Origin of the sequence: Rhizobium sp. SRDI969 (assembly GCF_025152725.1) — a bacterium.
In the GTDB taxonomy this organism is placed as follows: domain Bacteria; phylum Pseudomonadota; class Alphaproteobacteria; order Rhizobiales; family Rhizobiaceae; genus Rhizobium; species Rhizobium leguminosarum_I.
Genome location: NZ_CP104035.1, coordinates 2,544,583 through 2,568,889 on the forward strand (window position 1 = coordinate 2,544,583; position 24,307 = coordinate 2,568,889).

Annotated in this window: 23 protein-coding genes and 1 pseudogene; 8 read left to right on the forward strand and 16 right to left on the reverse strand. The window is 61.1% G+C overall.

Going from position 1 to position 24,307, the window contains the following annotated elements; genetic code table 11:
* The first annotated feature begins 25 nt into the window (after nucleotides 1-25).
* Nucleotides 26-799, forward strand: a complete 774-nt coding sequence (locus N2A41_RS12815; protein ID WP_260108929.1) for a dioxygenase family protein — start codon at nucleotides 26-28, stop codon at nucleotides 797-799.
* Nucleotides 800-883: 84 nt separating this feature from the next.
* On the opposite strand, the gene N2A41_RS12820 is transcribed toward N2A41_RS12815, so the two are convergent.
* The 3 genes from N2A41_RS12820 to N2A41_RS12830 all read right to left on the reverse strand — a co-directional run bounded on the left by N2A41_RS12820 (nucleotide 884) and on the right by N2A41_RS12830 (nucleotide 2,853).
* On the reverse strand, nucleotides 884-1,660 hold the full coding sequence (locus tag N2A41_RS12820; protein WP_260108930.1) for a molybdopterin-binding protein: 777 nt from the start codon (nucleotides 1,658-1,660) through the stop codon (nucleotides 884-886).
* A complete protein-coding gene (locus N2A41_RS12825; RefSeq protein WP_260108931.1) occupies nucleotides 1,657-2,499 on the reverse strand; it encodes a cytochrome b/b6 domain-containing protein in 843 nt (280 codons plus the stop codon). The genes N2A41_RS12820 and N2A41_RS12825 overlap by 4 nt, the downstream gene beginning before the upstream one ends.
* A gap of 84 nt (nucleotides 2,500-2,583) precedes the next feature.
* Nucleotides 2,584-2,853, reverse strand: coding sequence for a pentapeptide MXKDX repeat protein (locus N2A41_RS12830; protein ID WP_260108932.1), 270 nt, complete (start codon nucleotides 2,851-2,853; stop codon nucleotides 2,584-2,586).
* 231 nt (nucleotides 2,854-3,084) lie between these two features.
* On the opposite strand from N2A41_RS12830, the gene N2A41_RS12835 reads away from it, so the two are divergent.
* The 3 genes from N2A41_RS12835 (at nucleotide 3,085) to N2A41_RS12845 (ending at nucleotide 4,739) form a co-directional block, all read left to right on the forward strand.
* Nucleotides 3,085-3,633, forward strand: coding sequence for a sigma-70 family RNA polymerase sigma factor (locus N2A41_RS12835; protein WP_260108933.1), 549 nt, complete (start codon nucleotides 3,085-3,087; stop codon nucleotides 3,631-3,633).
* Nucleotides 3,630-4,274 carry a DUF1109 domain-containing protein gene (locus N2A41_RS12840; RefSeq protein ID WP_260108934.1) on the forward strand — a complete coding sequence of 215 codons (645 nt, stop codon included), beginning with the start codon at nucleotides 3,630-3,632 and terminating at the stop codon, nucleotides 4,272-4,274. Before N2A41_RS12835 ends, N2A41_RS12840 begins: the two co-directional genes overlap by 4 nt.
* 183 nt (nucleotides 4,275-4,457) lie before the next feature.
* Nucleotides 4,458-4,739 carry a nodulation protein gene (locus N2A41_RS12845; protein ID WP_130785932.1) on the forward strand — a complete coding sequence of 94 codons (282 nt, stop codon included), beginning with the start codon at nucleotides 4,458-4,460 and terminating at the stop codon, nucleotides 4,737-4,739.
* A 67-nt stretch (nucleotides 4,740-4,806) separates the two neighbouring features.
* Here the strand turns inward: N2A41_RS12845 and N2A41_RS12850 are convergent, their stop codons facing one another.
* The 7 genes and pseudogenes from N2A41_RS12850 to N2A41_RS12880 all read right to left on the reverse strand — a co-directional run bounded on the left by N2A41_RS12850 (nucleotide 4,807) and on the right by N2A41_RS12880 (nucleotide 14,022).
* Nucleotides 4,807-6,300, reverse strand: a complete 1,494-nt coding sequence (locus N2A41_RS12850; RefSeq protein ID WP_260108935.1) for a right-handed parallel beta-helix repeat-containing protein — start codon at nucleotides 6,298-6,300, stop codon at nucleotides 4,807-4,809.
* Nucleotides 6,301-6,735: 435 nt separating this feature from the next.
* The gene (locus N2A41_RS12855) at nucleotides 6,736-8,223 is read right to left on the reverse strand and encodes a right-handed parallel beta-helix repeat-containing protein (protein WP_260108936.1); all 1,488 of its coding nucleotides are present in this window, start codon (nucleotides 8,221-8,223) and stop codon (nucleotides 6,736-6,738) included.
* 522 nt (nucleotides 8,224-8,745) lie between these two features.
* Nucleotides 8,746-9,717 carry a DMT family transporter gene (locus N2A41_RS12860; protein ID WP_222291260.1) on the reverse strand — a complete coding sequence of 324 codons (972 nt, stop codon included), beginning with the start codon at nucleotides 9,715-9,717 and terminating at the stop codon, nucleotides 8,746-8,748.
* Between the two features lie 138 nt (nucleotides 9,718-9,855).
* Nucleotides 9,856-11,073, reverse strand: a complete 1,218-nt coding sequence (locus N2A41_RS12865) for an ABC transporter permease (RefSeq protein WP_260108937.1) — start codon at nucleotides 11,071-11,073, stop codon at nucleotides 9,856-9,858.
* Between the two features lie 4 nt (nucleotides 11,074-11,077).
* Nucleotides 11,078-12,217, reverse strand: coding sequence for an ABC transporter permease (locus N2A41_RS12870; RefSeq protein WP_260108938.1), 1,140 nt, complete (start codon nucleotides 12,215-12,217; stop codon nucleotides 11,078-11,080).
* A pseudogene (locus N2A41_RS12875) lies at nucleotides 12,217-12,886 on the reverse strand (ABC transporter ATP-binding protein). Before N2A41_RS12875 ends, N2A41_RS12870 begins: the two are co-directional and overlap by 1 nt.
* The gene (locus N2A41_RS12880; RefSeq protein WP_260108939.1) at nucleotides 12,883-14,022 is read right to left on the reverse strand and encodes an efflux RND transporter periplasmic adaptor subunit; all 1,140 of its coding nucleotides are present in this window, start codon (nucleotides 14,020-14,022) and stop codon (nucleotides 12,883-12,885) included. The pseudogene N2A41_RS12875 and the gene N2A41_RS12880 overlap by 4 nt, the downstream one beginning before the upstream one ends.
* A gap of 543 nt (nucleotides 14,023-14,565) precedes the next feature.
* On the opposite strand from N2A41_RS12880, the gene N2A41_RS12885 reads away from it, so the two are divergent.
* Nucleotides 14,566-14,976 carry a DUF4260 domain-containing protein gene (locus N2A41_RS12885; protein WP_260108940.1) on the forward strand — a complete coding sequence of 137 codons (411 nt, stop codon included), beginning with the start codon at nucleotides 14,566-14,568 and terminating at the stop codon, nucleotides 14,974-14,976.
* 29 nt (nucleotides 14,977-15,005) lie between these two features.
* Here N2A41_RS12885 and N2A41_RS12890 read toward each other — a convergent pair whose 3' ends face one another.
* Both N2A41_RS12890 and N2A41_RS12895 read right to left on the reverse strand, forming a co-directional pair.
* Nucleotides 15,006-16,064 carry a helix-turn-helix domain-containing protein gene (locus N2A41_RS12890; RefSeq protein ID WP_260108941.1) on the reverse strand — a complete coding sequence of 353 codons (1,059 nt, stop codon included), beginning with the start codon at nucleotides 16,062-16,064 and terminating at the stop codon, nucleotides 15,006-15,008.
* A gap of 262 nt (nucleotides 16,065-16,326) precedes the next feature.
* On the reverse strand, nucleotides 16,327-17,307 hold the full coding sequence (locus N2A41_RS12895; protein WP_260108942.1) for an SDR family oxidoreductase: 981 nt from the start codon (nucleotides 17,305-17,307) through the stop codon (nucleotides 16,327-16,329).
* 256 nt (nucleotides 17,308-17,563) lie between these two features.
* Between N2A41_RS12895 and N2A41_RS12900 the strand changes: the two genes are divergently transcribed.
* Both N2A41_RS12900 and N2A41_RS12905 read left to right on the forward strand, forming a co-directional pair.
* Nucleotides 17,564-17,740 carry a hypothetical protein gene (locus N2A41_RS12900; RefSeq protein WP_018485750.1) on the forward strand — a complete coding sequence of 59 codons (177 nt, stop codon included), beginning with the start codon at nucleotides 17,564-17,566 and terminating at the stop codon, nucleotides 17,738-17,740.
* Nucleotides 17,741-17,747: 7 nt separating this feature from the next.
* Nucleotides 17,748-18,122 carry a VOC family protein gene (locus N2A41_RS12905; RefSeq protein ID WP_222291277.1) on the forward strand — a complete coding sequence of 125 codons (375 nt, stop codon included), beginning with the start codon at nucleotides 17,748-17,750 and terminating at the stop codon, nucleotides 18,120-18,122.
* Between the two features lie 25 nt (nucleotides 18,123-18,147).
* On the opposite strand, the gene N2A41_RS12910 is transcribed toward N2A41_RS12905, so the two are convergent.
* The 3 genes from N2A41_RS12910 to N2A41_RS12920 all read right to left on the reverse strand — a co-directional run bounded on the left by N2A41_RS12910 (nucleotide 18,148) and on the right by N2A41_RS12920 (nucleotide 21,156).
* The gene (locus N2A41_RS12910; RefSeq protein ID WP_260108943.1) at nucleotides 18,148-18,729 is read right to left on the reverse strand and encodes a dienelactone hydrolase family protein; all 582 of its coding nucleotides are present in this window, start codon (nucleotides 18,727-18,729) and stop codon (nucleotides 18,148-18,150) included.
* A 201-nt stretch (nucleotides 18,730-18,930) separates the two neighbouring features.
* Nucleotides 18,931-20,451, reverse strand: coding sequence for an FAD-dependent monooxygenase (locus tag N2A41_RS12915; RefSeq protein ID WP_260108944.1), 1,521 nt, complete (start codon nucleotides 20,449-20,451; stop codon nucleotides 18,931-18,933).
* A 279-nt stretch (nucleotides 20,452-20,730) separates the two neighbouring features.
* Nucleotides 20,731-21,156: a pyridoxamine 5'-phosphate oxidase family protein gene (locus N2A41_RS12920; RefSeq protein ID WP_170255125.1), complete on the reverse strand. Its 426-nt coding sequence runs from the start codon at nucleotides 21,154-21,156 to the stop codon at nucleotides 20,731-20,733.
* A gap of 295 nt (nucleotides 21,157-21,451) precedes the next feature.
* Between N2A41_RS12920 and N2A41_RS12925 the strand changes: the two genes are divergently transcribed.
* Nucleotides 21,452-22,087 (forward strand): cysteine hydrolase family protein, encoded by a 636-nt coding sequence (locus N2A41_RS12925; RefSeq protein ID WP_018074382.1) that lies wholly within the window; start codon nucleotides 21,452-21,454, stop codon nucleotides 22,085-22,087.
* 200 nt (nucleotides 22,088-22,287) lie between these two features.
* Here the strand turns inward: N2A41_RS12925 and N2A41_RS12930 are convergent, their stop codons facing one another.
* Nucleotides 22,288-24,276 (reverse strand): primary-amine oxidase, encoded by a 1,989-nt coding sequence (locus N2A41_RS12930; RefSeq protein WP_260108946.1) that lies wholly within the window; start codon nucleotides 24,274-24,276, stop codon nucleotides 22,288-22,290.
* Between the last annotated feature and the right edge of the window lie 31 nt (nucleotides 24,277-24,307).

The following is a 24,307-nucleotide window of genomic DNA, read 5'->3' on the forward strand; positions in this document are numbered from 1 at the left end:
TGCGTCTTGAGGCAAAGGAAGACAGATGAAAAGGCGGACCCTTGTGCTTGGAAGTGCGGCCACTGTCGCATCATCCGTGGCTGCGGCAATCTGGCCACGGCGGCATATCGCTGTTGCCGCCAGGACATTCGAATGGAGGGGAACCGATTTCGTAAGCGGCGGCACAAAGTCGATCGCCCTGGAAAAGCTGCCCAAGCCGCTCTTCCGCAGCCGTCCGAACTGCATCGTCACCGTCGCCCAGACCCTTGGCCCTTGCCATGTCAACAATATTCCTACCCGTCAGGACGTCTCGGAAGGAAAGACCGGGCTGCCTTTGCGGCTCGCCGTCCGCATCGTCCATGCCGCCGATTGCCGGCCGGTCGAAAATGCGGATATCGAAATCTGGCATACCGATCACCGCGGCATCTATTCCGGCCGTGAGGCTGCGGAGATGTGCACGTTCGGCGATGCCGAGGCAATCAGCGGGCTCGCCTTCCGCGGCCGCCAGCTGACGGATGCCAAGGGGCAGGCAAGCTTTTTGACGGCCTATCCCGGATGGTACAAGGGCCGCACGCCGCATGTTCATTGCCGTATCCTCGTCGACGGCAAGGAGCTTCTCGTCAGCCAGATCTATTTCGACGATGCGCTGAGCGACATCATCTATGGCGAGCATCCTGACTATCTCGGGCGCCCTGCCCGCGATACGCGCAACGACGAGGACGGCATCATCCCGGAGGATGCCGCCGACCACATCTTCGATTTCGAGAAGCTCGACAGCGGCGTGCTGTCCGCCACCATCACCATCGGTCTCTCTGCCTGAGCTCCGCACCCTCGACCACGACTACCTCTTCGGCGGTGGAACCCGACATGCGGAAGGCGTCAAGGTCGGCATGTCGGTCGGGGACTATATGCCCGCATACCATTCATAACCGCGATCCTCCCAGAAACCGCCATTGCCGCCGTAGAGCTGGCCGAGATCGGCGACGGCTTCGATGCCGGTCAGGTATTTTGCCTGCTTGTAGCCGAGCTGACGCTCGACCCGGAGCCTGAGCGGCGCGCCGTGGGCGACTTCGAGATCGCGGCCGTTCATGCTGTGGGCAAGGATCGTTTGAGGGTGGAACGCATCGACGAAATCGATGCTTTCGTAATACCAGCCGCTGCCGTCGAGCGTCTTTTCGTATTCGTCGGCGCAGTGGAAGACGATGTAGCGGGCTTCGGGTTTCAGGCCCGCCGCCTGCAGCAGCGCACCGAGCGGCACGCCGGTCCATTTGCCGATCGCGCTCCAGCCCTCGACGCAATCATGCCTGGTGATCTGCGTGCGGGCCGGCAGGGCTTTCAGCTCCGCCAGCGACAACTGCATCGGCCTGTCGACCAGCCCGCCGACCTCGAGCTTCCAGCTTGAAAACCGCTGGTTCATCCAGTCGATATAGCGGGCATTATCAGGCATGCTCGTGCCGTTGGCGCGGAAGGTCGGCGAGATATCGGCTTCGGTGAACTCGCGGGCGAGCGCGTCGTCGCCGAGCAGGAAGCGCTGCGTCTTCATGCTGAAGCCTTCGGCGATCTTCAGAACCGATTTCGTTCGATCGTTTTCGACGAGGGCATCGCAGCCGGCAAGCCCCAGCGCCGATGCCGTCATGGTTGCGCCGATCAGGAAGCGACGCCTTGTAATGATGCGGCTCATGACTTTCCTCCCTGCCCGATGTCGTAATAGCCTGTGATCATCGAACGCAGATTGTTGAACACGCCCGAGACCAGCACCATCGCCACATGCACGGCGACGAAGGCGACGAGCGAGAAAGCGGTCAGGAAATGCAGCGTGCGGGCCGATTGCCGGCCGCCGAACAGATCAAGCAGCCAGGGCGCGACCGCATTGAAGCCCGGCGACATGGTAAGCCCTGTCCCGATCATCAGTGGCAGCAGCACGAAGATCACGGCGACATAGGCGAGTTTCTGCAGCGTATTATAATGGCGTGCCTCGGCCCCCTTGGGAAAGCGCAACCGAGCGTGACTCGCGATCTCATGGCCGAGATGCGAAGGCTTCAGCTCTTCGGCCGCTGGCAGCAGATCGCGGCGGAAATGCCGGCTGACAAAACCGTAGGCAAGATAGATGAAGCCGTTGATGACAAACAGCCAGGCAAAGAAGAAATGCCAGCGCCGGCCCGATGCCAGATCCTGATAGCTCGGCAAGGTCAGCCAGTTCGGAAAACCGCGCACTGCAGCCTCGCCGTCGACATTCGAAACCCCGAGAACGCCCGTCGTGTCGAAGCTCAATCCACCCACGCGCGTCACCCCCTTCAGCGCATCGCCTTCCTGCTCCGCCTCCATGGAAATGAAGGATGGATCGTCATCAGCGCCGTACTGGCCCCAATAGAGCGCCGGATGAGCATTGAATATCTGCAGGCCGCTGAACAGCAGCACTGTCATGCACAGCACATTCATCCAGTGAGACAGGCGCACCAGCAGGCGATGGCGGTAAAAGAGTGTGCGTCCGCTCGCCATGCCGGCATCGGTCGTGGCCATTATAGTTCCTCCAAATCGACATGAAAGGCCTGACAAAAGAAGACGCGGCCGCCGACGATAAAGTTTCAGCGGCCGCGGCCAAACTTACTTCATCGCGTCGCAGGCCTTCATCATCGTGTCCTTCTTCATCATGTCCTTCTCCATGCCGGCATTGTGCATGCAGTCGGCCTTGGTGCTGCCGGCCGCCATTGCGTCCTTCGACATTGCATCCTTGGACATGGCGTCCTTCGACATCGCATCGGTCTTCATGCTGTCTTTCTTCATGGCATCGCTGCTCTGGGCGCTGGCGGCGCCGGCAAGCGACAGGCCGATGACGAAGCTGCAGGCGGCAAGGCTGGAAAGGATCTTGGTCATGAGGGTCTCCTCGGATCGATTGACATGTCCGCCGGCACCCGCCGACGACTCACAGTCCTGAATTCGATCTCCTTGCGAAGACGGTTACAGCCTCACGCTTATGTGATAGCGCTACAGCGCCGCGCGTTTTTGGAGACGCGCAAAGGACGCTGTACACTTTGAATTGCCGCCGAAAGATTTTGAACCGCCTGTAACCAAAACGTCATCCACCCGAATGATATTGCAGACGACATGACGAGCACCCATTCGGAACAAGCACTGAAGATGCTGATGCTTCTTTCCCTCGATGGGGACGAGATAGCCTATCGGCGTCTGCTCGTGACATTGCGAACCCTGCTCGTCGGTTATTACGGCGGGCGGATCGGCACTTCCGCAAAGTCCGACACGGAAGATCTCGTGCAGGAGACGTTGCTGGCGCTGCATTCGCGCCGGGCGACCTATGACAGGGAGCGGCCGTTCACCGCGTGGTTCTTCTCGATCGCCCGCTACAAGCTGATCGACCACCACCGAAAGCATGGCGGCCGGTACAAGGCGGAAATAGAACTGGACGAAGAGATCGTAGACGACTTCAGGGAGGATGCGATTGCAGCGCGCATGGATGTCGAACGGCTGTTGAACGGCCTGCCGCAGCACCAGCAGGAGTTGATCCGGCAGGTCAAGATCGAGGGGCAGTCGGTGGCCGACACGGCAAGCCGCACCGGACAGTCGGAATCGGCGGTCAAGGTCGGCGTTCACAGGGGCATCAAGGCGCTGGCGGCAAGATTGCGAGGTGGAATGTGAGAGAAACTGAGGACGTGATCGACAGCCTTGTCCGGGATCTGAAGCCGGTGCCGAGACATGCGCTCGAACGCCGCTTCGCGCTCGCCATCCTGCCGGCCTTAGCAGTCTCGCTGCTGCTGATGCTGATCGTCGTCGGCCTTCGCACCGATATGGCGCAGGCTCTGATGCTGCCGGTCTTCTGGATCAAGTCCGCTTACAATGCCCTGCTCGCAATCGCCGCCTTCGCAGCCGTTTACCGCCTGTCCCGGCCGGATGGCTCGGAAGGCCGCTTTTTCGGAATTGCCGCGGCCATCATACTCGCTCTCGCCGCCATGGCAGTCATCCAGCTCGCTTTGTCGCCGGCCGCAAGTTACCCCGTGCTGGTGCTCGGCTCCTCCGCCCTGCATTGCCCGCTGCTGATCTTTGCCTTTGCCATACCGATCCTGATTGCAAATGCCTGGGTTCTCCGTGGCGGCGCGCCGAGCAACCTCGGCATCACAGGCTTCATCGCCGGCATCGCCGCCGGCGCATCCGGCGCCTGGGTCTATTCCTGGTTTTGCACGGAAAACGGCCTGCCCTTCGTCACCCTCTGGTATTCGCTCGGCATCCTCTTGACCGGTGCAATCGGCGCCCTCTTTGGGCCTCGCCTCCTGCGCTGGTAGCACCGGCCGTAGGATTGCTGTGCCGATTGTCCCGTAATGCCGAGTTCGGTCGAAGACGCGCAGCACCGCGACGCTAATCCTTCATCCGGCATGAAACCAGATGCAGCATTCCTGCGTACTACTCTGGGGATGGGTCTTGCGTACCCCCTGAATGGGAAAAGACAGGCGGCGAGGAATGACGGCATGGTCAGGAAAGAAGGCGTAGCCCATATCACCCGGCAAGCCGCGGAACAGGGGCTGGCCAGGCTGATGATGAGGCTGCCTGCGACGCGGGCGACGATCAGAACAGCCGCGGCGAGCCAGCCCCATTTTTACGAATTATGCGGCGCCTACGGCGAAGCCTGCGCCGTCCTCGATCGCATGCGCCGGGATAGATCGGCCGATCCCGCAATCATCACCGAATACGAGATCATCTGCGCGGAAATCGAAGTCGACGTCATCAGGATCCTGCTCGGCGATCAATGAGACTTCGCAAGTGCTGGGCGGACTGCCGCCGCGATGATGCAACGCCATTTGCTGTCGGCAATCCCTATCAGCTCAGCAAGTCATTCACATGGATGGAGACGCTCAGCGTATCCGTGTCAAAATGCAGCGAAGTCCCATCGGAGATCTTGTAGTGGAAGGTGTCGCTCACGTCTCCGCTGAGCCCGGCGAGCTTCGCCGCATCGGCCGTATAGGTGTAATCGCCGTCACTGTCGACATGGATGGTGCCGTATTTGCCGGTCAGCGTCACGCCGTCCTTGTCGACGTATTCGCCCTCGAAGCGGCGAAGCAGCAGGGTTCCATTGGCCGAGCTGTCGTTTTCGAGGAGATTGCCGTAATGGGCGGCGTCCAGATCGGAGGCGATTTTCAGGCTGTCATGGGCTGCGACAAGCGCAGGCGCCGTGTCCGTGTGCGTCACATCGCCGACCGCGAGACTATCGCTGCTCGCAAGCATCGTCGCCTGGGCCTCGTCGAGCGTCGTGTTGTTGCTGACGGGAAAAGTGTTCGCGGCGATGATGGTGGGGGAGATGCTGGAGGGCGTGACATCGCTGGCGATGACATTGTCGTGGAACGAGCCGGATGCTGGCCTGTCGACCTTCAACGCCGCTGAGGACAGGTCATCGAAAACGTTGCCGTAAATATTGATATCTTCGCGAACGTAAGTGGGGGTGCCGACAGCGCTGATCGCCACGCCCCATACGCCGTCATGGATGTAATTGCCCGAGATATCGTAATCCCGCGTGTCGCCCTGGTCACCGAGGCCGATGGCGTAGGACCAGCTGTAGCCGCCATAACCTGAAATATCGTTGTCGTGAATAGCGACGTTGGTGCCGGCTTGTGCGCCGATCCCGAAGCCGCCACCGATAATCGCGTTGTCCTCGACCAGGACATTGACAGGCCGAACGAGCGCGATGACGCCTTTCGGCGTCGCTGCACCCGTCTGGTCGAGGTAATTGCCGCTGATCACGATGTTGCTGCTGTCGTTCATCTGCACGGCATCTGCGGCGGTGCCGTGAGCGTTGGTGACGGTGTTGTTGAGAAAATTGACGCCGTTGATCTTCTCGATCCAGACGCCGTCGCCGTTGACGTCGTTGATCGTGCTGTTTTCGATGGTGATGTTCGAGCCGGTCCTGAACGTGACGGAACCTGACTTGCCCGCCAAACCGGTATGATCGACCTCGACGTTGCGCACGGTCCAGTTCGAAACATATCCGCCATAGATGGCTGCCCCGCCAGTGTCCGATATCTTGATATTCTCGATGACGATGTTCGATGCATAAAGGCTGTGAATACCATCGCCGGGGCTATGGATGACTGGCGCATCGCCGACCCCGTAGCTGCCGATGGTGATCGGGGCACTCACTGTGCCGGAATATTTCAGATCGAGCTGGTCATTGAACACGCTTCCGGCGGCAAGCAGCACGCTGTCGCCCGGCTGCAGCTTCAAGCTTTCCACCGCCGAGAACGACAAAAACGGCGTGTCCTCGCTCGTTCCGCTATTGCCGTTGGAGCCTATCGCCGGATTCACATAATAGATCGTCATATCGCCTTGTTCTCGAATTGCCGCGCAGCCGTCTGGATCGGCTGCGACACGTGGATCGGATGTGGTCGGGGCTAAAGGCCGTGGCCTTCGAGTTGCCTTCACGACGGTCGGCAGACCCTGTGGGCCTGCCTTGGTCCCGAGAACGCCTGGCGGAGGCGGTATCCTAAAAATGACAACTTATACGAAAAAATCTACCAAAAAGCGACCGAAAGGTGAATAAACGGTAATCGTCCTCCTTGGCGACGTATGGTCGCAGGAGTGTAGACGTTCTGTTTCAGGTCAGTCGCCAGCCGGAAAGGTTGAGGCCGCTTGCAGCCCCTTACCCTCACCCGGCGGCAGCCGGATGAGGGACGCTGCGAAGCCATTTGGTGGCGAGAGCAACGCCTCCCCGGAAGGAAGGTCTCCGGGCGTAGCGCCGCTCCCGGCACGCTCACCTCAGCTCAGCAAGCCATCCAGGTGGATGAAGACGGTCAACGTATCCCCGTCGCTATGATGCGAGCTTCCATCGTTGATCCCATAGGTGAAGGATTCGCTTACATGTCCGCTATGGTCAGGGAGTTTCGTTTCATCGAGCGTGTAGGCGTAGTTGCCTTCCCGGTCCACATGGATATCGCCGTATTCCCCGGTCAGCGTCAGGCCGTGCTTGCCGACGGTTTCGTCCCCGAAGCGCCGAAGCACCAGGGTGTCATTGTCCGAGCTGTCGTTTTCGAGGAGATTGCCATGATGGGCAGCGCCCGTATCGGTCAGGATCTTCAAATTGTCATGGACAGCGACAACCGTCGGATCTACGGCCGCCTGTGTCGCCGCGGCAGTCTTGGCAACCGGGCTCGCCAGCGCCGTCTCGACATTGGCGACCGTATGGTTGTTGCTGACGGAGAAGGTGTGCGTGTCGACGATATCAGGCGATATGCTGGTGGCCTTGACGCCGCTCTCGATGGTATTGTTGGAAAAGGAGCCGGATGCGGGCCTGTCGACCTTCAACGCCGCCTGTGAGAGGTCGTCGAAGACATTGTCGTGGACCTTGATATTCGTGCGGTCATAGCTCGGGCTGCCGGCAGCGGAGATGACCACGCCCCGGGCGCCGTCATGGATGTGGTTGCCCTCGATATCGTAGTCTCTCGTATCGCCCTTGTCGCCGAGACCGACGGCAAAGGACCAGCTGTAGCCGTGAAATCCCGATATGTCGTTGTCGTGGATGGCAACATTCTTGCCGGCCTGCGCGCTGATGCCGAAGCCGCCGCCGGTAAGCACATTATCCTCGACCAGGGCATTCACCGGCCTGACGAGCGCGATGACGCCCTTCGGGCTATCGGCATGCGTCTGGTCGAGATGATTGCCCTTAATCAGAATGTTGCTGCTGTCGTTCATCTGCACGGCATCGGCCGTCGCGCCATGGGCGTTGGTGACGGTATTGTTGAGAAGCTTGATGCCTGCGACCTTTTCGATCCAGAAGCCGTCGCCTCTGACGCCCGATATCTTGCTGTCTTCGACCGTGATGTTTTTGCTGCTCCGAAAGGTGACGGCGCCGGCGTTTTCCGACAATCCCGTCTTGGCGATCTCGACGTCGCGGACCGTCCAGTTCGTGACACTGCCGCCATAGATGCCCGCACCTGCTGTATTCGATATCTTCAGGTTCTCGATGACGATGTTCGAGGCATAGAGACTGTGGATGCCGTCGCCGCTGCTGTGGATGACGGGCGCAGCGCCCGTCCCGTAACTGCCGATCTTGATCGGCGCATTCTCGCTGCCGGAATATTTGATATCGAACTGCTCGTTGAACACGCTTCCCTTGGCAAGAAGCACGCTGTCGCCGGGTTTCAGTTTCAAGGATTCCACTTTGGACAAAGTCGCAAAAGCCGAGTTCTGGCCCGTTCCACCGTTGCGGTCGGAACCAGTCGCTGAGTTCACATAGTAGACTGTCATATCGCCATGTTGCCCTGTTCGTCGGATCGCTAATGTCGCCGCCGGGACCGCCCAGGATCGGCCGATCGCATGCGGCGGGGGCAACCGGCCACGGCAAAAAGGCGATAAGATGTTGTCAATGGGGCAATGCGCGCCTCGCGGACCTTATTCCACAGGCAATGGCCTGGTGTGACGAACGTTACAACTTTGGCCGAGAAATCGGCGACTTAGAGATGAATAAATCGCTGCGTGTTTGCGCGGGGTGTACGTCGCCTTCTGTCTGCGCGTCATGTGATTCGTGCCTTCGCTTGCGCTCAGGGGGAGGAGCGCCAGCGACGAACGCCATGAGCGCAAGCGAAGGCGCGCTCCAAGGTGAAACCCTACCCCCTCGCCCTCAAAGCCGAGGTCAGCGGGAACCATGTCGCAGCGATGGGGAGACCTCAGGCCCTACAGCGCCGCGCGTCTTTTCAGACGCGCAAAGGACGCTGTAGCACTTTGAATTGCTGCATAATTTTATCCTTAAATCGATCCCGATTTAAGGAATTATGCAGTAGCCGCTTCGGCCTTGATCTTCGGCTTCAGCAGGATGATGAGAAGCAAGCCGGCGATGATGAGTGCCGCGCCTTCGAGGTGATAGCGCTGCAACTGCTCGCCAAGGATCAGATAGGCGAGCACAGCGATGAAGATGGTCTGAATGTAGAGGAGGACGCCAGCCCGAGCCGCCCCCAGCGTCTCGATGCTACGATTGAAGAGGTAGTACATGACCGCCCCGCCAGGGATCGCAACATAGGCGAGCGCGATAAGCCCGCTGCCGTTGAGCGTCGAGCGTTCGTCTGAGAATAGCTCGGACAGGTAGAAGGGCAGCGCCGTCAGCACCGCCGCACCGAGCAGCAGCACCAGGAGCGCAAGGCGATTCATATCGAATTTCGCGCGGCGGAGCAGGACAGTATAGAGACTGAAACAGAACGCGCCGGCGACGATCCACAGTTCACCCGGGTTGAAGTCGAGCCGCATCAGCGCGTCCGGACTACCCTTGATGATGATGACCACGATTCCGAGAAAGGCCAAGATCGATCCGATCACCTGCCAGCGTCCCATCGGCTCGGCCAGCATCAAGCGGGCAAGGATCATGGTGATGATCGGGATCAGGGCAATGATGATGCCGGCAGTGGTGGCATCGGCATGTTCGAGGCCGACAAAAATCATGCCCTGGCAGATCGCCAGTCCCACGCCGCCAATCGCAAGCAGTTCGAGGGCGCGAGCCCGCACCAGCGCGACCATGTCGGCGAAATGCCGGCGCACGATCGGCATCAGGATCGCGAAGGCGATCAGCACGCGCCAGAAGCAGAGCGCCCAAGGCGGCATCTCCGAAGAAACCCATTTCGCGGCGATATAGACGCCGGCCGACAGCAGCCAACAGAGAATGCCCACGGAATAGCCGGCAGCAAGCGAATTGTCTGCCGCCTGTTCCGTCCCAACCGTGTCGCGATGGACCGCCAAGACATTCATTGCCATGGCCTAGTTATGCCATAGTTTCCGCGGGCTGCACAGATGAGGCGGCGGCGCTCCGCCTGTAGCGGATGTCTCCCTCGGGCCGATCAGGGCGGTCGCCGCGATGACGTGACCCGCCCGGAAGGTTTAGACAACCAGCCTCTATCCCCTCGCCCGCAATGCCGAGGTCAGCGGCAACCTTGTCGCGGCAAGCGCCGGCAACGCTCCGCCGATGATGCCGATGGCAAGCCCCAGCAGCCCAGCGGTGAGCGCGACGTCGGCGGTGACGTCGAGCTGGAAGGCCATCTTGGTGTTGTTGGCGCCCATCGTGCTGGCCTGCCAGCCGTTGAAGGCGAGCCACGAGGCAAGGATGCCGAGGGCGGCCCCCACGACCGAGAGAGCCACGGCCTCGACCCAGGTGGCAGTAAAGGCCGACAGGCGGCCGAAGCCGAGCAGGCGCAGCGTTGAGATTTCGACGGTGCGGTCGGAGACCGAGCTCATCATCGTATTCAGCGCGCCAGCGGTGGCGCCGACCGCCATCAAAAGCGCCAGCGGCCAGCCGAACAGGCGGATGAAGCTCGCGGTGCGCTCGGATTGCGCGGCATAGAGATCGGCCTCGGAGACGGCGGTGAGCGGCGCGCCGGGAATTGCAGAAAGATGCTGTCTCAGCACGTCCAGAGCACCCGCCCCATCGAGGCGCATACGCAGGCTCTGCACCTGTCCCTGCCGGTCGAAGGCCGATTGCACCGCCTCCAGATCCGCCCAGATCTCCGATTCGAAGGCGCTGCCGCCTGACGTGAAATGCCCGACGACCGTCCAGTCGACCGCGCCGAGTCGCACCTTGTCGCCGACGGCGAAGCCGGAGAATTCATCGGCGATGCGGCCGCCGACGACGATTTCGCGCGCGCCCGGCGAAAACAGCCGCCCTTGGGAGAGCGTGGCGCGATCGCGCAAGCCGGGGCCGGCCAGATCCATGCCCCGCAGCGACAGTGTCTGCTCAGCGCCGTCGCTGGCTCTGACGACATCGACGGGAACGACGATCTCGCGCGACAGCGCCAGTTCGCCGGCAGGCGCCAAGCCGGCGGCATCCCGCGCCACGCCGATCTCGCCGATTGCGGCGGTCAGGCTGCGGATCGCTTCGGCCGGCACATCCGAGCCGGTCTCCTGGTTGGTGCCGCCGCCGAGAATGACGGCGATGCCAGGCGAACCCGTGCCTTGGAGGGCTGCCTCAAAGCCCCTGGCCATGGCGAGAAAACCCGCAAGCACCGCCACCACTAGGGCCACCGACAACACCATCGACAGCGAGATCCACAGCCGCCGCGGCAGGCTGCCGAGATTGACTCTGAACATGAGAAAGATCTGCTTGAGCGCTGATGACATTGGACTATCTCGATCTGAAGGCGTTGACGATGGGCAGGCGCATGGCATTGGCGGCGGGCAACAGCCCGGTCAGGAGGCCGAGACCGGCGATGATGGCGACGGATTTCAGCAGCGCGGACGAGGTGAAGGCGAGGCCGAATTCCGGCCCGGCAAACAGCGTCGCGAGCTTGGCGAGAACGAGCCCGCCAGCCCCGCCGACGGCGAAGACGAACAGTGTCTCGCCGAGGATCAGTGCCATAATCCGCCCGCTGGAAAAGCCGAGCACCTTCATGACGCCGATTTCGAAGCTGCGCTCCCTCACGGCAAAGAGCATGGTGTTGACCACAATCATCAGGATGGTCACGAATGCGGCGCCGACGACGAGGCTGACGATCAGGCCGATATCGGCGAACTGCCGCAAGAAAGCCTCGAGGAACTGCCTTTCCGATCGAGTGCGCGTCGGTGCCGCCGAATTGGCAAACAGCGCGTCGATCCTTGCCGCCAGCACGCCGGATGAAACGCCCGGTCGCGGTCGCACGACGAAGCCATCGACTGTATCCTTGCCGCGGGCGCGCGCCGCATTGACGGCATCATAGCGGGCGATCATGAAATAGGTGTCGGTGCTGGCGTCGGCCCCTTCGAAGATGCCGGCGATCTCAAAACTCCAGTTGCGGCTGCCGTCTTCCCTTGTCAGGTGGCTGGTGATCCCGATGCGCTGGCCGACCGACCAGCCCTGCGCCTCCGCCAGCGCCCGGCCGACCAGCACCCGGTCACGGCCCTCTTCCAGCAGTGATATCAGTTGCGGCGTCAGCCCGAGCTCGTCGCCATTGGCTGCGGCGATCAATCGTGGATCGACCGCGCTCGTCATCACGACATTCTTCTCGACACCGACGAAGCCCCGCATGCGCGTCATGTAGGCGGCGGCGGCGACATCGCTATCGGCGGCGATCCGGTTGAGATAGGCAAGCGGCAGCGGCTGTGCCCGCCCCGATCTGTTGAAGACGCCGAGCAGACTGTCGCTGGCGCCGGCCGCCCCCTGGCTGCCGCTGACGAAGCTCGCCGTCAAGCCATAGATCAGGAAAGCGACGCCGACCGAGAACATCAGAAGCGTGGCCCTGAGCGGCTTGCGCCATGCATTGCGGCGCATCAGCTGGAAGAAGGTCATTAGGCCAACCTTTCCTGCTCGACGAATTCGCCTTTGTTGAGATGCAGCGTGCGCCGGGCGAAGGAGGCAGCCTCGGGATCATGCGTGACCATGATGATGGTCTTCTGAAGCTCGCGATTGAGAAAGCCCAGCATATCGAGGATATCGTTTGCAGACTTCCGGTCGAGATCGCCGGTCGGTTCGTCGCAGAGCAAGAGGTCGGGATCGCCGACGATGGCGCGGGCGATGCCGACGCGCTGCTGCTGCCCGCCGGACATGCTGGATGGAAACTGCCGCTGCCGCCCCGAAAGCCCGACCAGATCCATGACGGTCTCGACCCGCGCCCGCCGCTCCTTCCGCTTGAGCGGCTTCAACAGCAGCGGCAGCTCGATATTCTCGCCCGCATTCAGCATCGGCAGCAGATTGTAGAACTGGAAGATAATGCCCATGCTGTGTGCCCGCCAGGCGGCTCTGGCGCCTTCGCCCATCTGTTCGAGATGGCTGCGGCCGACCCTGATCTCCCCTCCGTCGGGGCTATCGATGCCGCCGAGCATGTTCCATGACGGCGACGAAATCGCCGCGTTCTATCGAAAGGTCGAGTCCGGAAAAGATCGGGATCGTTTCCGCGCCGATCTTGAATGCCTTCTTGACGCCGCGAAGCGCGATATAGGGTTCTTGAGTGTCGGTCATCGCTCTGCTCCTTGCTGATTGTCTGTGGTATCCGCGGCCTTACCCACCACAAGGCGGATGCGCGCGGCCATGGCGGGGCGCATGTCTGACGGCGGCGAGGAGAGTGTCAGGCGAAGCGTCACCGTCCCCTTTTCCCGCGAAATCATCGGCGCGATCTTCGATACTTCGACCGCAAAGTGCCGGTCGGGAAAGCCGTCGAGCACCGCCTCGCCACGCAAGCCTGGCCGCATCAACGCGATATTCGCCTCGGCCACATCGGCATCGATGACCATGGTGGTCATGTCGGCAATCGCAAGCAGGCTTTCATTCTCCCGCACGCTGTCCTCGCGCGACAGCACGGTGTCGCCGACGTGCGCGGTCAGCCGCGTGACGGTGCCTGATATCGGCGCCCGGACGGTCAGCGCTTCCACCTGCTCGCGCGCCCTGTCGATATCGAGATCGGCCTTGGCCACGTCCTGCCGTGCCTGCAGGGCGGCATTTTCGGCAGTGTCGAACGCCGTCTTCGCCTCCTCCAGCGTCTGCGCCGACATCGTATCGCGCCCGGCCAGCCGCTCTGTGCGCGTCAGGGAAGACCGCGCCTGCGCCAATTCAATAGTCTTCGCCGTCAGCGCCAGCTCCGCCGATTGCCGGGCGATCTCGGCGCCCTGAAGCGCAAAGCGGGCACCGGCATCATCGAGCCGCACCAGCACCTGGCCCGCGACGATCCTGTCGCCTGCCTCGATCTCGACGGCAACGATCCGACCTTCATATTTGGAGAAGACGGTCGCGATATCGGGTGCCACGACGTAGCCGGAGCCGGTGACTTCCCGGGACGGCAATGCCCTGTCCGATGGGTTATTGGAGGGCAGAGCCCGGATCGGATCGGCGGCGGGCACGTCGGTTCCATCGACCGACATTGCGGCCTCGTCCTTGCCTATGAAACCCGCCAGCACAGTCTCGATGCGCTCCAGCGTATCGGGTCGATAGAAAAGAACCACCGCCAGCGATGCGGTCGCGGCAAGGGCCAGCATTGCTCCGGGGATCACACGCCGCCGGACACGGGGCTCCGGCGGCTCTGTCTTGAAGGGCGCAGGCTCGATCGAAAGTGATCTCAGCTTGGCGGCCAGGTCTCGATCATGTTCTGATGTCGTGTTCATGCCGCCAGAATGACCAACGGCAGCAAAACCGCGACCTCGAACGCGTTTCCGACAGTCCTCGATCGCGATTGTGTACGTGGTGGCGGCAATTGTCGGAGGCGGAGGCTTGCTCGCTTCTTCTCCGGGAGTCCCGTGGGGCGGGTCGAGCCTCCCTGTCGGTGGAGGGTCGGATGAGCGGCCACACAGCACGCCCTTCATTGCCCTTCGCTTACGCTCCGAGCGTTCGCAGTTCCACTGCTCACCCCTTCGCCTGCCAGCGCCTCTCCTGCTGTGAGAAGATATGTGCGGCAGCGACCTCCTATCCATCCCCCGGCGCCGGGCCGGCACGGCACGTCTTTCACAATTGCGGAATTGTACGGCAATGACCATCCAGACGAATGGGATTTCGGCATTCGAAAACGTCGGTACCTACGAGCCAAAGATACAAATATGTATAACGCTTGTTCATCGATCGCGAATTTGGCACCCGCAATGTTCATGCTAGGAAATCCCGCATCAGGTCGCCGGCAGCGCTGCGACAATTGTCATGAAGGAACAGAACCGATGAACCAGGCAGCGAACATCATTTCTCCTTCGGCAGGATCGGTGACCGGCGGCGTGCGTGAGGTACTGCGGCTCGAGGCTTTCGCGATCATGGCGGCCGCGACAACGGCCTATTTCGTCTCCGGCGGCAACCCCTGGTTCTATGCCATTCTGTTCTTCGCGCCGGATCTCAGCTTCGCGGCCTATGTTCTCAATGCCCGGCTGGGAGCGATCGTCTACAATATGGTTCACAGCTACATCTCGGCCATACTGCTCGCCGGCGCGAGCTGGCTGCTGGGCATCGACCTGCTCTGGCAGATCGCCCTCATTCTGGCGGCTCATGCCGGCTTTGACCGAAGCCTGGGGTATGGATTGAAATACGCATCCGCCTTCACCCACACCCATCTGGGCGTTATAGGCAAGCGAACCTGACGAGGACCAAAGCCCGTCGGGCCTGCCCCTCACCGCTCGGCCTTCTTCTCCCGCCAGGCAACCGGCGTCATATCCGTGACGCGGCGGAATTCGCGGTTGAAGTTGGACTTGGTCTGGAAGCCGACCTCGAACATCACTTCGGTCACCGATTTCTGGGTCACTGCAAGCAGCCGGCAGGCCTCGCCGATCCTGTAGTCATTGACATATTGCGAGACGTTCTTGTCCATCGCCCGGTTGATTGCCGCCGAGATCTGGCGGGCGGGAATTCCGGCCTTGCGGGCCAGGCGGTCGAGATTGAGATTGGCGTCGCGATAGAGCCTCTTTGCCTCCATCAGCGCATCAACCATGGCGATCGTCTCTTTATCCTCGGCCGTTTCGGGCTTCAGCGCCGCCTCCGCCGTCTCGGCGGGCGCCCGGCTTCGGCTGGCGGCGGCTGCCGCGATGCCAAGGATGCCGAGGACGGCGAGATTGCTGAGGCTGATCAGCGTCAGCGCATGCTCGCCATGTGCCCATGTGAAATCGAAAAAGACGAAGATATCGACCGAGGCCGACAGGCACAGCGCCGCCGCCGCGAAGATGATGGCCCGATAGGCCGGCACCGCTCCCTCGAAGGGCGCAAGCCGAAGCGCATCCGCGCCCGGCCGCATCAGAAGCAGGATCGCCAGGGCATAACCGACGAAAACAAGCACCAGCGCGAGATCGATCACATCCCGCCAGACCACCATCAACAAGAGGATGACGGCAGCGGGCACGGCATGCAGCGCAATCCACGCCGGCAGCGACCGCCGGCTCGTCCTCACCAGACTGAAAACCCCGGCATAGGCAAGCGGCGGCACCATCGCCGCGGTGACCGGCGCGATCACGCTCACGCTCACCGCCTGCACCCCGTAGCCCCAGCGCAGTCCGGAGAGGACGGATTGCAGCACGGCAAGTAGGATCAGTGCCAGAAACGGCCGATTGGGCTGCGCCTCCTCGTCGCGCCTGAGAACGGTGACGAAGAGGATGAGCAGCAGAAGAGCAACGACGAAGGGAAGCGGAATGAACAGCATGGCCTGACAGGATCGGAGTGGAAAAAAGTTGGCCATCATTGCCGAGATCCTCACCCGGCGCGACCTCCATCATGTTTTAGGACGCTTTTTAGGCAGGGATTTTTTGTGAACGGCATGCCGTGCCACCCTCACCGGCCCTCGGGTCGCCAGCCACAAGTCTCAATCGCCGATCAGGTCGGTATGATTGTCTTCCAGCCAATCCGACAGGCTGTCGAGATCGGCAACATCGCAAGTCCGGGTGATCAGCGCGGGCAGGACCGTCTGCGCCGGGTCTTTCGGAAAGTTGCTCTACGAGGACCTGCTAGCCGAGAGCGCTTTGCGCAGCGCAAATCCGATCGACCAAAGCATCGAGATCGCCCTTTGGCGGCCGGTTCTTGGCCAGGCGCTGCTTGAGATGCATGATCGGCTCCGCCAGAATTTCATCAAGGCTTTCGGCGCAGGTGAAGTCGCCTGCCACGCTTTTGACCTTTGAATTGTCAAAGATCGCCGACCATGCCTTGTCACCGAGCAACGGACCAATCCATTCCGGATTGTACTTGATCAAAGTGTCGGTCGGTACATGGACGATCCTGGCCTCGACGCCTAACAATCTGGCGATCGTCTTTTGAATATCATTCCAAATGTGGGCGCGGTCCGAGGTGATGTGGAAGATCTCGTTCAACGCCGCCTGCTCGCCGAAAAGCCCGACAAAGGGCACTGCGAAGTCAACCGAGCGGGTCAGTGTCCAGGGCGTGTGGCCATCGCCCGCCACGATGGTGGGCTCGCCATCCAGCATGCGTCTCGCCATGACATCGCTGTCGCCCATCATGATGGGCAGACCCGTGCGAACGGTGTGACTGGGACGGACGATGGTCCAGGCGAGCTTCTCGGAATTCTTGAGCAGCGTCTCGCAGGCAATCTTGTCCTGGCTATAGCGCCAGTAGGGGTTGATCGCCGGTGTCTGCTCGGTAATCACATAGTGGCGCGGCGGCTTTTCATAGACCGAGGCCGAAGAGATGAATATGTACTGGCCGCAGTGCCCGGCAAACACATCGACGTCACGCGCGATCTGATCGGGTGTAAAGGCAATGAACTGGCACACGACGTCGTAATTGGCCTTGGCCAAGTCGGCATAGGCCGGTGCCGCCAGGTCGCCGACAATCGCGGTAACCCCCGCAGGCAATGGGTCGCCTCTTAAGCTGCGGTTATAGACGCTGACATGGTGGCCCTGAGCCACAGCGCGCTCGACGCATGGATATGAAATCTGGCCGGTACCGCCAACGAAAAGAATTCTCAAAGCCATATGAAGGACCTCGGTGTCGGATGTGACGGGATATGCGGTCAGTCTTCATAGCGCGAAAGAAATTGGTCGTCTCCCGCAAAAGCACGCGCACCGCGTCACGTCGATTGGCCGACCTGTCCCCACCAACGTTGAGATACGCCGCCGATCGGACGACGTGAGGTTCGGCCGCAACCAGCCATTGCCGATACCGCAAAGATCTCTATCTCAAGCCAATAATGCCCCTTCTGTTTGAGATCGGCACAAGACGGAGGCTTTCTTGAAGGATTATCTGCCCTACGCAGCCGGGGTGCTGGCAGGATTATTGGTCGCCTTCCTCATGTCTAGCCTGTTGGCGCTGACGGAGACACCGCAGCTCATGCTTTTCGCATTGCTGCCGGCCATCGGTGGCGCTCTCGTTGAACGCGTTTGCCGTCGCCGGCCCAACAATTCTTGAAGGGTCCATGGCAAGGCTGAAAGAAATCGTCATTGATTGCGACATTCCCTCGCGCGTCGCCCGGTTCTGGGCGGAGGCGCTCGATGGCTACGAGGTGATGCCATATGACGACGAAGAACTGGCCCGCCTGGCCGCTCTCGGATTGACACCCGAGACTGACCCGACCGTGATGGTCGAAGGTCCCGGAACCCGCCTTTGCTTTCACCTTCGCCACGGGGAACGTCCCGCCCGCAACCGACTTCATCTCGATATTGCCACCCCCGATCGGGCCAGGGAGGTAGAGCGGCTTTTATCCCTCGGAGCGACCTTCGTCCGGGAAGCGGATGGCTACACGGTCTTGAATGATCCCGAAGGCAACAATTTCTGCGTGGCGTCCGAATAGTCCTATCCGGGCCGGAATGTCTGTATCAGACACGATTTAGGAATTCGAGCACGCGGAGCGTGAGCAGCGCGGTTGCATCCGCATCATAGGACGGCAGCGAACTGTCGGCGAAGTAATGCTGATCACCGGGGTACAGGAAAAGCTCCGCGTCCTCGACTTTCTCCACGATCTCGCGGGCGGCATCGATGTCGCCCTCGCCGACGAAAATCGGGTCGTTGTCCATGCCGTGAATCTGCACCGCGACACCGCCCGGCCAGGGCCCGAAGGCCCACTCGCCGCTGATCGGTAGGCAGGAATAAAAGAGCAGAGCTGCGCGGGCGCCGGGCCGTGTCTGCGCCAGCTTCTGCGCCGGCAGCACACCGAAGGAGAACCCGGCATAGACGAGCCCGGCAGGCAATTCGTCGGCGAGGCGCACGCCGCGCTCCCGCATGGCGTCGAATCCGATCTCGCCGATATAGGCGATCCCCGCTTCGATGCTCGGGAAGGTGCGCCCGTCATACAGATCGGGCGCGTGCACGATGTGACCGGCTGCCCTGATATCGTCGGCAAACGAGCGCACACCCGGAGTCAGCCCCTGTGCGTGATGGAACAACAGGATCTCAGCCATGAGGAGCCTCCGGGCGGGACGGTCGGGCGCATCGCCACTCTACAGCGTCGCAGCCTTGCCGGGAAGAGTGCGGATACTTGCGAAGCAACGTCTGCAAACCCGCCGAAAACCGATAACGGGAAATCTCCGTGACGCTCTACCGGACTGATAAGGCTGAAGAAGCTTTCCGAGACCTGTACATCGATTGCCCCATTCATAGTTTCAGGCTTTGCCGAACCACCGCGATGCGGCCTGCGCGGCTTCCTCAATGTCAGGCACAGCCTCACCAGCCCACGCCACAAAGCCGTCGGGGCGCACGAGCAGCGCGCTCAGCCCCATCCGATCCCTCGCATCGCCTGCAACATAGGTGATCCCATTCCAGCGGCCTGCCAGCGCTTGCAGCGGTGCGCCGGCGTCAAAGTCCAAAAGCAGGCCCTTGCCCTCCCTGAGATGATCGCCGAGCTTCGTTCCGTCGGCCAGCTCGGAGTCCGGAGCGCTGCGGCCGACCAGCGGGTGACTGCCGCCGAGATCGTAGCGGAGAGACACACCCCAGACGCGCTCGGCGAAGTATGTCGCGCCGTCGCGCGTGTCGATCAGATCGCGGATGATGGCTTCGAGCGCGCGCGAACTCCGGCTTGGCCGCATCAGCGCGACCTGGGCGCGCGACCAGTCGAGAACCTGGGCTCCAACTGGATGCCGTTCGCAGAAGTAGCTGTCGAGCAGGCCCTCCGGCGCATCGCCGCGGATCGTCGCTGCAAGCTTCCATCCAAGATTCATCGCGTCGCCGAGCCCGAGATTCAGGCCTTGGCCGCCCAAGGGGGAATGGATGTGCGCGGAGTCGCCCGCAAGCAGCACCCTGCCCTTGCGGTAAGCCGTCGCCTGATAGGCGCGATCCGTCCAGGTGGTGGCAAGATCGAGGCCCGTCAGCGTGACATCGGTGCCGGAGATATGCCGCAACACCTGCTGCACATGCTCCGGCGTGATCGGCTGCGTTCGGTGAAACGCGCCGCCATCGAAATCGACCATCGCGATCGTGCCGGGCTTTTGGTAGGTATACATCCCCGTCGGCGTGTAATGGCGGCCCGGGGCGAGTTTCTCCGGATCGGCCATCTCGAGTAGAACGGAATAGCCGGTGAACTCGGGATCGGTGCCAACGAATTCAAAGCCACCTGCCCTGCGCACGGTGCTGCGCCCGCCGTCACAGCCGATGAGCCACCGTCCGCGAAAGCTCTCACCACCGCCGCGAACGGTCACGCCTTCATCCGACTGGTCGAAACCGTCGACACCGAGCCCGCGCCGGATCTCCACGCCCATCGCGCTTGCGCGCGCGGCCAGGATGGATTCAAGGCGCTCCATCTCGACCGCCATGCTGGTGCCGGCCGGACCTGGCAGACGATAGGGCCACTTCGAGGTGTCGATGGTGTCGTGGAAGAACTGAATGCCGGCGAAATGGCCGCCCGGGCGGCGCGGCTGTTGCATCCAATGCGCTGAAGTCGATTGATCTTTTTCGCGCTGCGGCGCCAAGATGTCATCCAGCAACCCGCGACGGTAGAAGGCTTCGATGGTCGGCGCGGAAAGGCCGCGCATGCCGAACGGCAGCCGTTTCAACGGCGAATGCGGGTCCTCGGCCTGCTCCAGCACCAACACCGAGAGGCCGGCCAACCGCAGTTCGCAGGCGAGAAATAGACCGACAGGGCCGGCACCAGCAATCACAACGTCATGAATCATGAGAAAATCGGGCATGAACTACTCCTTTATGGTCGTTCGACCGGAGCAGTTCGTCGTTTCGAGAACCACACGGACGAACAGTGGGACGCTTGAGTAGCGTCCGTGTTCGTCGTGGAGAACTCATGCACGAGGCAAGGAACAGAGCTTTCGTTTCCGAAAGGACTTGGGCCAACCACACCAAATCATGCCTTTTCCGACATCGGCAACATAGCCGCCGGGCGATCGATCGGCAACAGAAGATATGCCTTTCTGAGGAAGGTTGGGGTAGAGCGTCAGTGCACGCTCGCGTGGCACCTAAAAGCGGGGCTCCAAACGTTCGACAGGGTCCTTGGTGAAATCGGAATATCGTATCCAGCGAGGAACGACCTTAAACAACACGGCGCCCTTCTCGACAAACTCTCTCTCGACTGGAACGCTTTCAAGATGCGCCTTCTGGTATTCCTGCACGTCGGAGGCGGAAACCTTCATGGCATCGCCCTCATATTGCACCGTGATGTTCTTGTCCCAGCCGACGACAAGTGCGACGCTTCCCCTATCCGATAGGTTTTCGAACTTGCGTGTCTGTTCGAAGGTATCGAACACGATTTCGAGGTTGTCACGCACCGAAAAGTCAATGACCGCAGCTTCAGGCTTGCCGTCCGCATGCGATGTCGCGATCACAGCCAGGGTGTGCCGGCGCAAGAACTCCAAGATCACTTTCTTGCCCTGAGCGTTATCCATGGCTGAAATCCCCAAGGTGACATAGAGGGGTATCGAGATCATGCGAACTCGATGCATGCTCATATCTGAAGCCTGACACAGCGCCGGAGCGAGTCAAGATGTGACGTCGGCTTCCCCTTCAGCCTGGAGGGGTCGCGTATTCGCAGCCGCTCAGAGCGAACGAGAACCCGGCATAGACCATTTCCGGCAGGTAGTTCGTCGCCGACAATGTCCACCTCGCCCCGGAAACGGTCACCTTCTGCTTGCCGGACGCAATTGATCGCCTCTACATAAGCAGGAAAAGAGGAGGCCGAGCATGCATTCCATCAAACACCCCGGCAAGACCATCGGCGATTTCTGCCGGCCGGATCAAATGGCTCTCGTCGTCTATGACATGCAGATCGGTATCATGCGGCAAATGCCTGACGGCGCCGGCATCACCGCCCGTGTCCTGTCGATTCTGACCGCCGCGCGGGCATCGAACTTTCCCGTCATCTTCATGCGGCACATGTCGATGCCGCTCGCTCTGATGGGCGCCTTCCAGCGCCGTCAGGCCATGGCCTGGCAAAGGATCGACGATCCGGCCGCCATCAAGCCCTGGTTTCTCAGAGGAAGCGAAGGCTTCGAGATCGTGCCTGAACTTCAGCCGCGCTACGACGAGGCGGTGATCGACAAGATTACCTTTTCGGCTTTCGAAGGCACGCCTTTGTCGATCATTCTGCGCGATCTGGGTCTGACCAGCTTCGCCATTTGCGGCGTCGCCACCGAAATCGGCATCGAGCCGACGGTTCGCCACGGTGCCGACCTCGGGCTTGTGCCGCTCGTCATCAGCGACGCCTGCGGCGCCGGGCATGCCGAGGCCGCCGAACGCTCATTCGCCAACATGGCCTTCATGGGAGATGCGCTGATCTGCCAGTCGGCCGATTTCATCGCAGCAGCCCGGCAGAGCTGACGCTCTCCCGACCTGCCGTGTGAGGCTTTGCGGCGAACGCGCGCACCCTTGGATCAGCCCCTGTGTGTGATGAAACAAGAAGACCCCCAGCCATAGGGAGCCTCCGGGGGTGGGACAGTAGGGCACACATTCTGTATCTCTACAGCGCCTCGCCTCACCGGGAAGATGTTAGTCGTGGGCCAGGCCGTCGAGCATTGCAGCTACATGTGGCAGCAGGAACCATTTCCGGTGTCATCGGCCGAACGTTGCAGGCGATTGTCGACACTCTGGCTGTTTCCTTCCGGCGGCAGGTCCATGGCGATGTTGGATGCGAAGAAGCCGTTCGGTTTCAGCGTGAAGCCGGCATATTCCACGGGCATGATCGGAAAATCCTCGGGCTTGCAGACATGGGTATGGCCGAAGGAATGCCAGAACACGATATCGGCATTCTCGATTTCGCGGTTCTGCTTGACGTAACTCGGCAGGCCGTCGCCACCGGCATGCACGTTCGGATAATCGCCGCTCGCATATTTTTCCTTGGCATCGAAGGCCGTGACCCAGATGTGTTTCTTGGCGAAACCGCCGCGCTGGGCAACGGTCGAATCCGGCTGGGCAAGCATGACCGGCGACGGCATGACGACAATCTTGTAGCCCGGCGCCTTGCCGACGCTGTTCTTTATGTTGGTGTTGGAGACTTTCCAGTAACGGCCGGTCTCGCCATTGGCGAGTGCAGGCGAATCGAGTTCGCGTTTCAGCACACGGCTCCTGGTGTCGAAGACATTGCCATAGGGATTATCCTCACCCCGGGGACGCGGCGCGAACTCATGTTCGGTCACGGTATTGTCGCCGCCGTCGACATCCATGTGCAGGCGCGCATTGAAGAAATGCTGGTGGGTCGGACCGCCGAGATTGTCATCGACCATGCCGCCCCATGGATAGGTTTCTCCGGTCGCGACCGCCGCCGTCTGGATGATGCCGGTGAGCTTGGCTTCGAGCTGGATCGCGCCGTCCTGGTAGAGATACCAGTAAAAGCCGTAATCATAATTGCCGACGGTTGCGAAGAAGGAGATGACGAGGCGGCGCGAACGGCGCACTTCGAAAACACCGTTGCGGAATTCGTAATGCTTCCAGAGGATGCCGTAATCCTCCTCATGCATGCAGATGGCATTCTTCATGATGAAAGGCTGGCCGAAATCGTCCGCCGCCGGCACGTCGAAATAGTGAATATGGCCGAGGCAGTCGCAGCCGAGTTCGAGACAATTGGCCAGGCGTCCGAGACCATATTCGCCGGCATCGAAGGCGCTCTTCCAATAGTGGTTCGCTGTCGGATCGGCATAGGGCACGACCATTTCGGTGATACTGGCGCGAAAGACGACGGGTCTCAGCCTGCCCTGATCCCTGATGCCGAGTTCATGCAGAACGAGGCCCTCGCGCGGGGTGAAACCGACACGGAAACTCCAGTTCTGCCATTCGACTTTCCAGCCGTCGACAGTAAAGCTCGGCCCTTGCGGCTGAACGATATACAGCGGCGTGAGATCGGGCCGCGGTTCCGGGAAGGTTTCGCGGCCATAATTGCGCTTCTTCCTCGGAACCGGAATGATCTTCTCATCGTCGACGAGATCGACCACTCGGTTGGTGATCAGATCGACCACCGCCACCACGCCCTCGATCGGATGCGCGTAGCCGTTGTCACGGATATCCTCGCGCCAGTACGACACGGCGCGGACGATGCGCTTTCCCCTCTCGAATTCGCGGCCAAAATAGCCCGAGGAAAAAGGATCGATCTGGATGAGCGGAATATCCTCGTCGGTAATGCCGCGCTTCTTGACGGCAGCGATCCAGCGCGGATCGGATTTGACGGTGCCTTCAACGGTTTCGAACTCGCACAGCATGACCGGCGGCTGGCCATAAGGCAATTCATCGAGAGGCAGCCGGATATAGGAGGACACCGTGCCGGCAGTCAGGTCTACGATGCCCTCGAACGTTTCGCCATTGCTGATATCCAACGCCAGGATGAAGGCGAGGCGCGGCAGCCTGTCGCCCAAGCGATGGGCGGCAAGATCCGCCTTGGTCGGCTCCTCCAGCCGGGTTATCGGAAAGCGGAAGGTGGGTGCGAGTGTCTGCGTATCCTTGAGTATGGCAACGGCAGAAGCGATCTCGTCGAGGCTCAGAGGATCGAGCGGATGGGTGACTGCGACAACGGCGTCCATGGATATACCTCTTTGGTTTTGGGCCTCTTGG

What these genes read in the sequence shown, in the direction of transcription:
- N2A41_RS12815 (WP_260108929.1), top strand. Translation starts at nt 26, where the DNA reads ATGAAAAGGCGGACCCTTGTGCTTGGAAGTGCGGCCACTGTCGCATCA.
- N2A41_RS12820 (WP_260108930.1), bottom strand. Translation starts at nt 1,660, where the DNA reads ATGAGCCGCATCATTACAAGGCGTCGCTTCCTGATCGGCGCAACCATG.
- N2A41_RS12825 (WP_260108931.1), bottom strand. Translation starts at nt 2,499, where the DNA reads ATGGCCACGACCGATGCCGGCATGGCGAGCGGACGCACACTCTTTTAC.
- N2A41_RS12830 (WP_260108932.1), bottom strand. Translation starts at nt 2,853, where the DNA reads ATGACCAAGATCCTTTCCAGCCTTGCCGCCTGCAGCTTCGTCATCGGC.
- N2A41_RS12835 (WP_260108933.1), top strand. Translation starts at nt 3,085, where the DNA reads ATGACGAGCACCCATTCGGAACAAGCACTGAAGATGCTGATGCTTCTT.
- N2A41_RS12845 (WP_130785932.1), top strand. Translation starts at nt 4,458, where the DNA reads ATGGTCAGGAAAGAAGGCGTAGCCCATATCACCCGGCAAGCCGCGGAA.
- N2A41_RS12850 (WP_260108935.1), bottom strand. Translation starts at nt 6,300, where the DNA reads ATGACGATCTATTATGTGAATCCGGCGATAGGCTCCAACGGCAATAGC.
- N2A41_RS12855 (WP_260108936.1), bottom strand. Translation starts at nt 8,223, where the DNA reads ATGACAGTCTACTATGTGAACTCAGCGACTGGTTCCGACCGCAACGGT.
- N2A41_RS12860 (WP_222291260.1), bottom strand. Translation starts at nt 9,717, where the DNA reads ATGGCAATGAATGTCTTGGCGGTCCATCGCGACACGGTTGGGACGGAA.
- N2A41_RS12865 (WP_260108937.1), bottom strand. Translation starts at nt 11,073, where the DNA reads ATGTCATCAGCGCTCAAGCAGATCTTTCTCATGTTCAGAGTCAATCTC.
- N2A41_RS12870 (WP_260108938.1), bottom strand. Translation starts at nt 12,217, where the DNA reads ATGACCTTCTTCCAGCTGATGCGCCGCAATGCATGGCGCAAGCCGCTC.
- N2A41_RS12880 (WP_260108939.1), bottom strand. Translation starts at nt 14,022, where the DNA reads ATGAACACGACATCAGAACATGATCGAGACCTGGCCGCCAAGCTGAGA.
- N2A41_RS12885 (WP_260108940.1), top strand. Translation starts at nt 14,566, where the DNA reads ATGAACCAGGCAGCGAACATCATTTCTCCTTCGGCAGGATCGGTGACC.
- N2A41_RS12890 (WP_260108941.1), bottom strand. Translation starts at nt 16,064, where the DNA reads ATGATGGCCAACTTTTTTCCACTCCGATCCTGTCAGGCCATGCTGTTC.
- N2A41_RS12895 (WP_260108942.1), bottom strand. Translation starts at nt 17,307, where the DNA reads ATGGCTTTGAGAATTCTTTTCGTTGGCGGTACCGGCCAGATTTCATAT.
- N2A41_RS12905 (WP_222291277.1), top strand. Translation starts at nt 17,748, where the DNA reads ATGGCAAGGCTGAAAGAAATCGTCATTGATTGCGACATTCCCTCGCGC.
- N2A41_RS12910 (WP_260108943.1), bottom strand. Translation starts at nt 18,729, where the DNA reads ATGGCTGAGATCCTGTTGTTCCATCACGCACAGGGGCTGACTCCGGGT.
- N2A41_RS12915 (WP_260108944.1), bottom strand. Translation starts at nt 20,451, where the DNA reads ATGCCCGATTTTCTCATGATTCATGACGTTGTGATTGCTGGTGCCGGC.
- N2A41_RS12920 (WP_170255125.1), bottom strand. Translation starts at nt 21,156, where the DNA reads ATGGATAACGCTCAGGGCAAGAAAGTGATCTTGGAGTTCTTGCGCCGG.
- N2A41_RS12925 (WP_018074382.1), top strand. Translation starts at nt 21,452, where the DNA reads ATGCATTCCATCAAACACCCCGGCAAGACCATCGGCGATTTCTGCCGG.
- N2A41_RS12930 (WP_260108946.1), bottom strand. Translation starts at nt 24,276, where the DNA reads ATGGACGCCGTTGTCGCAGTCACCCATCCGCTCGATCCTCTGAGCCTC.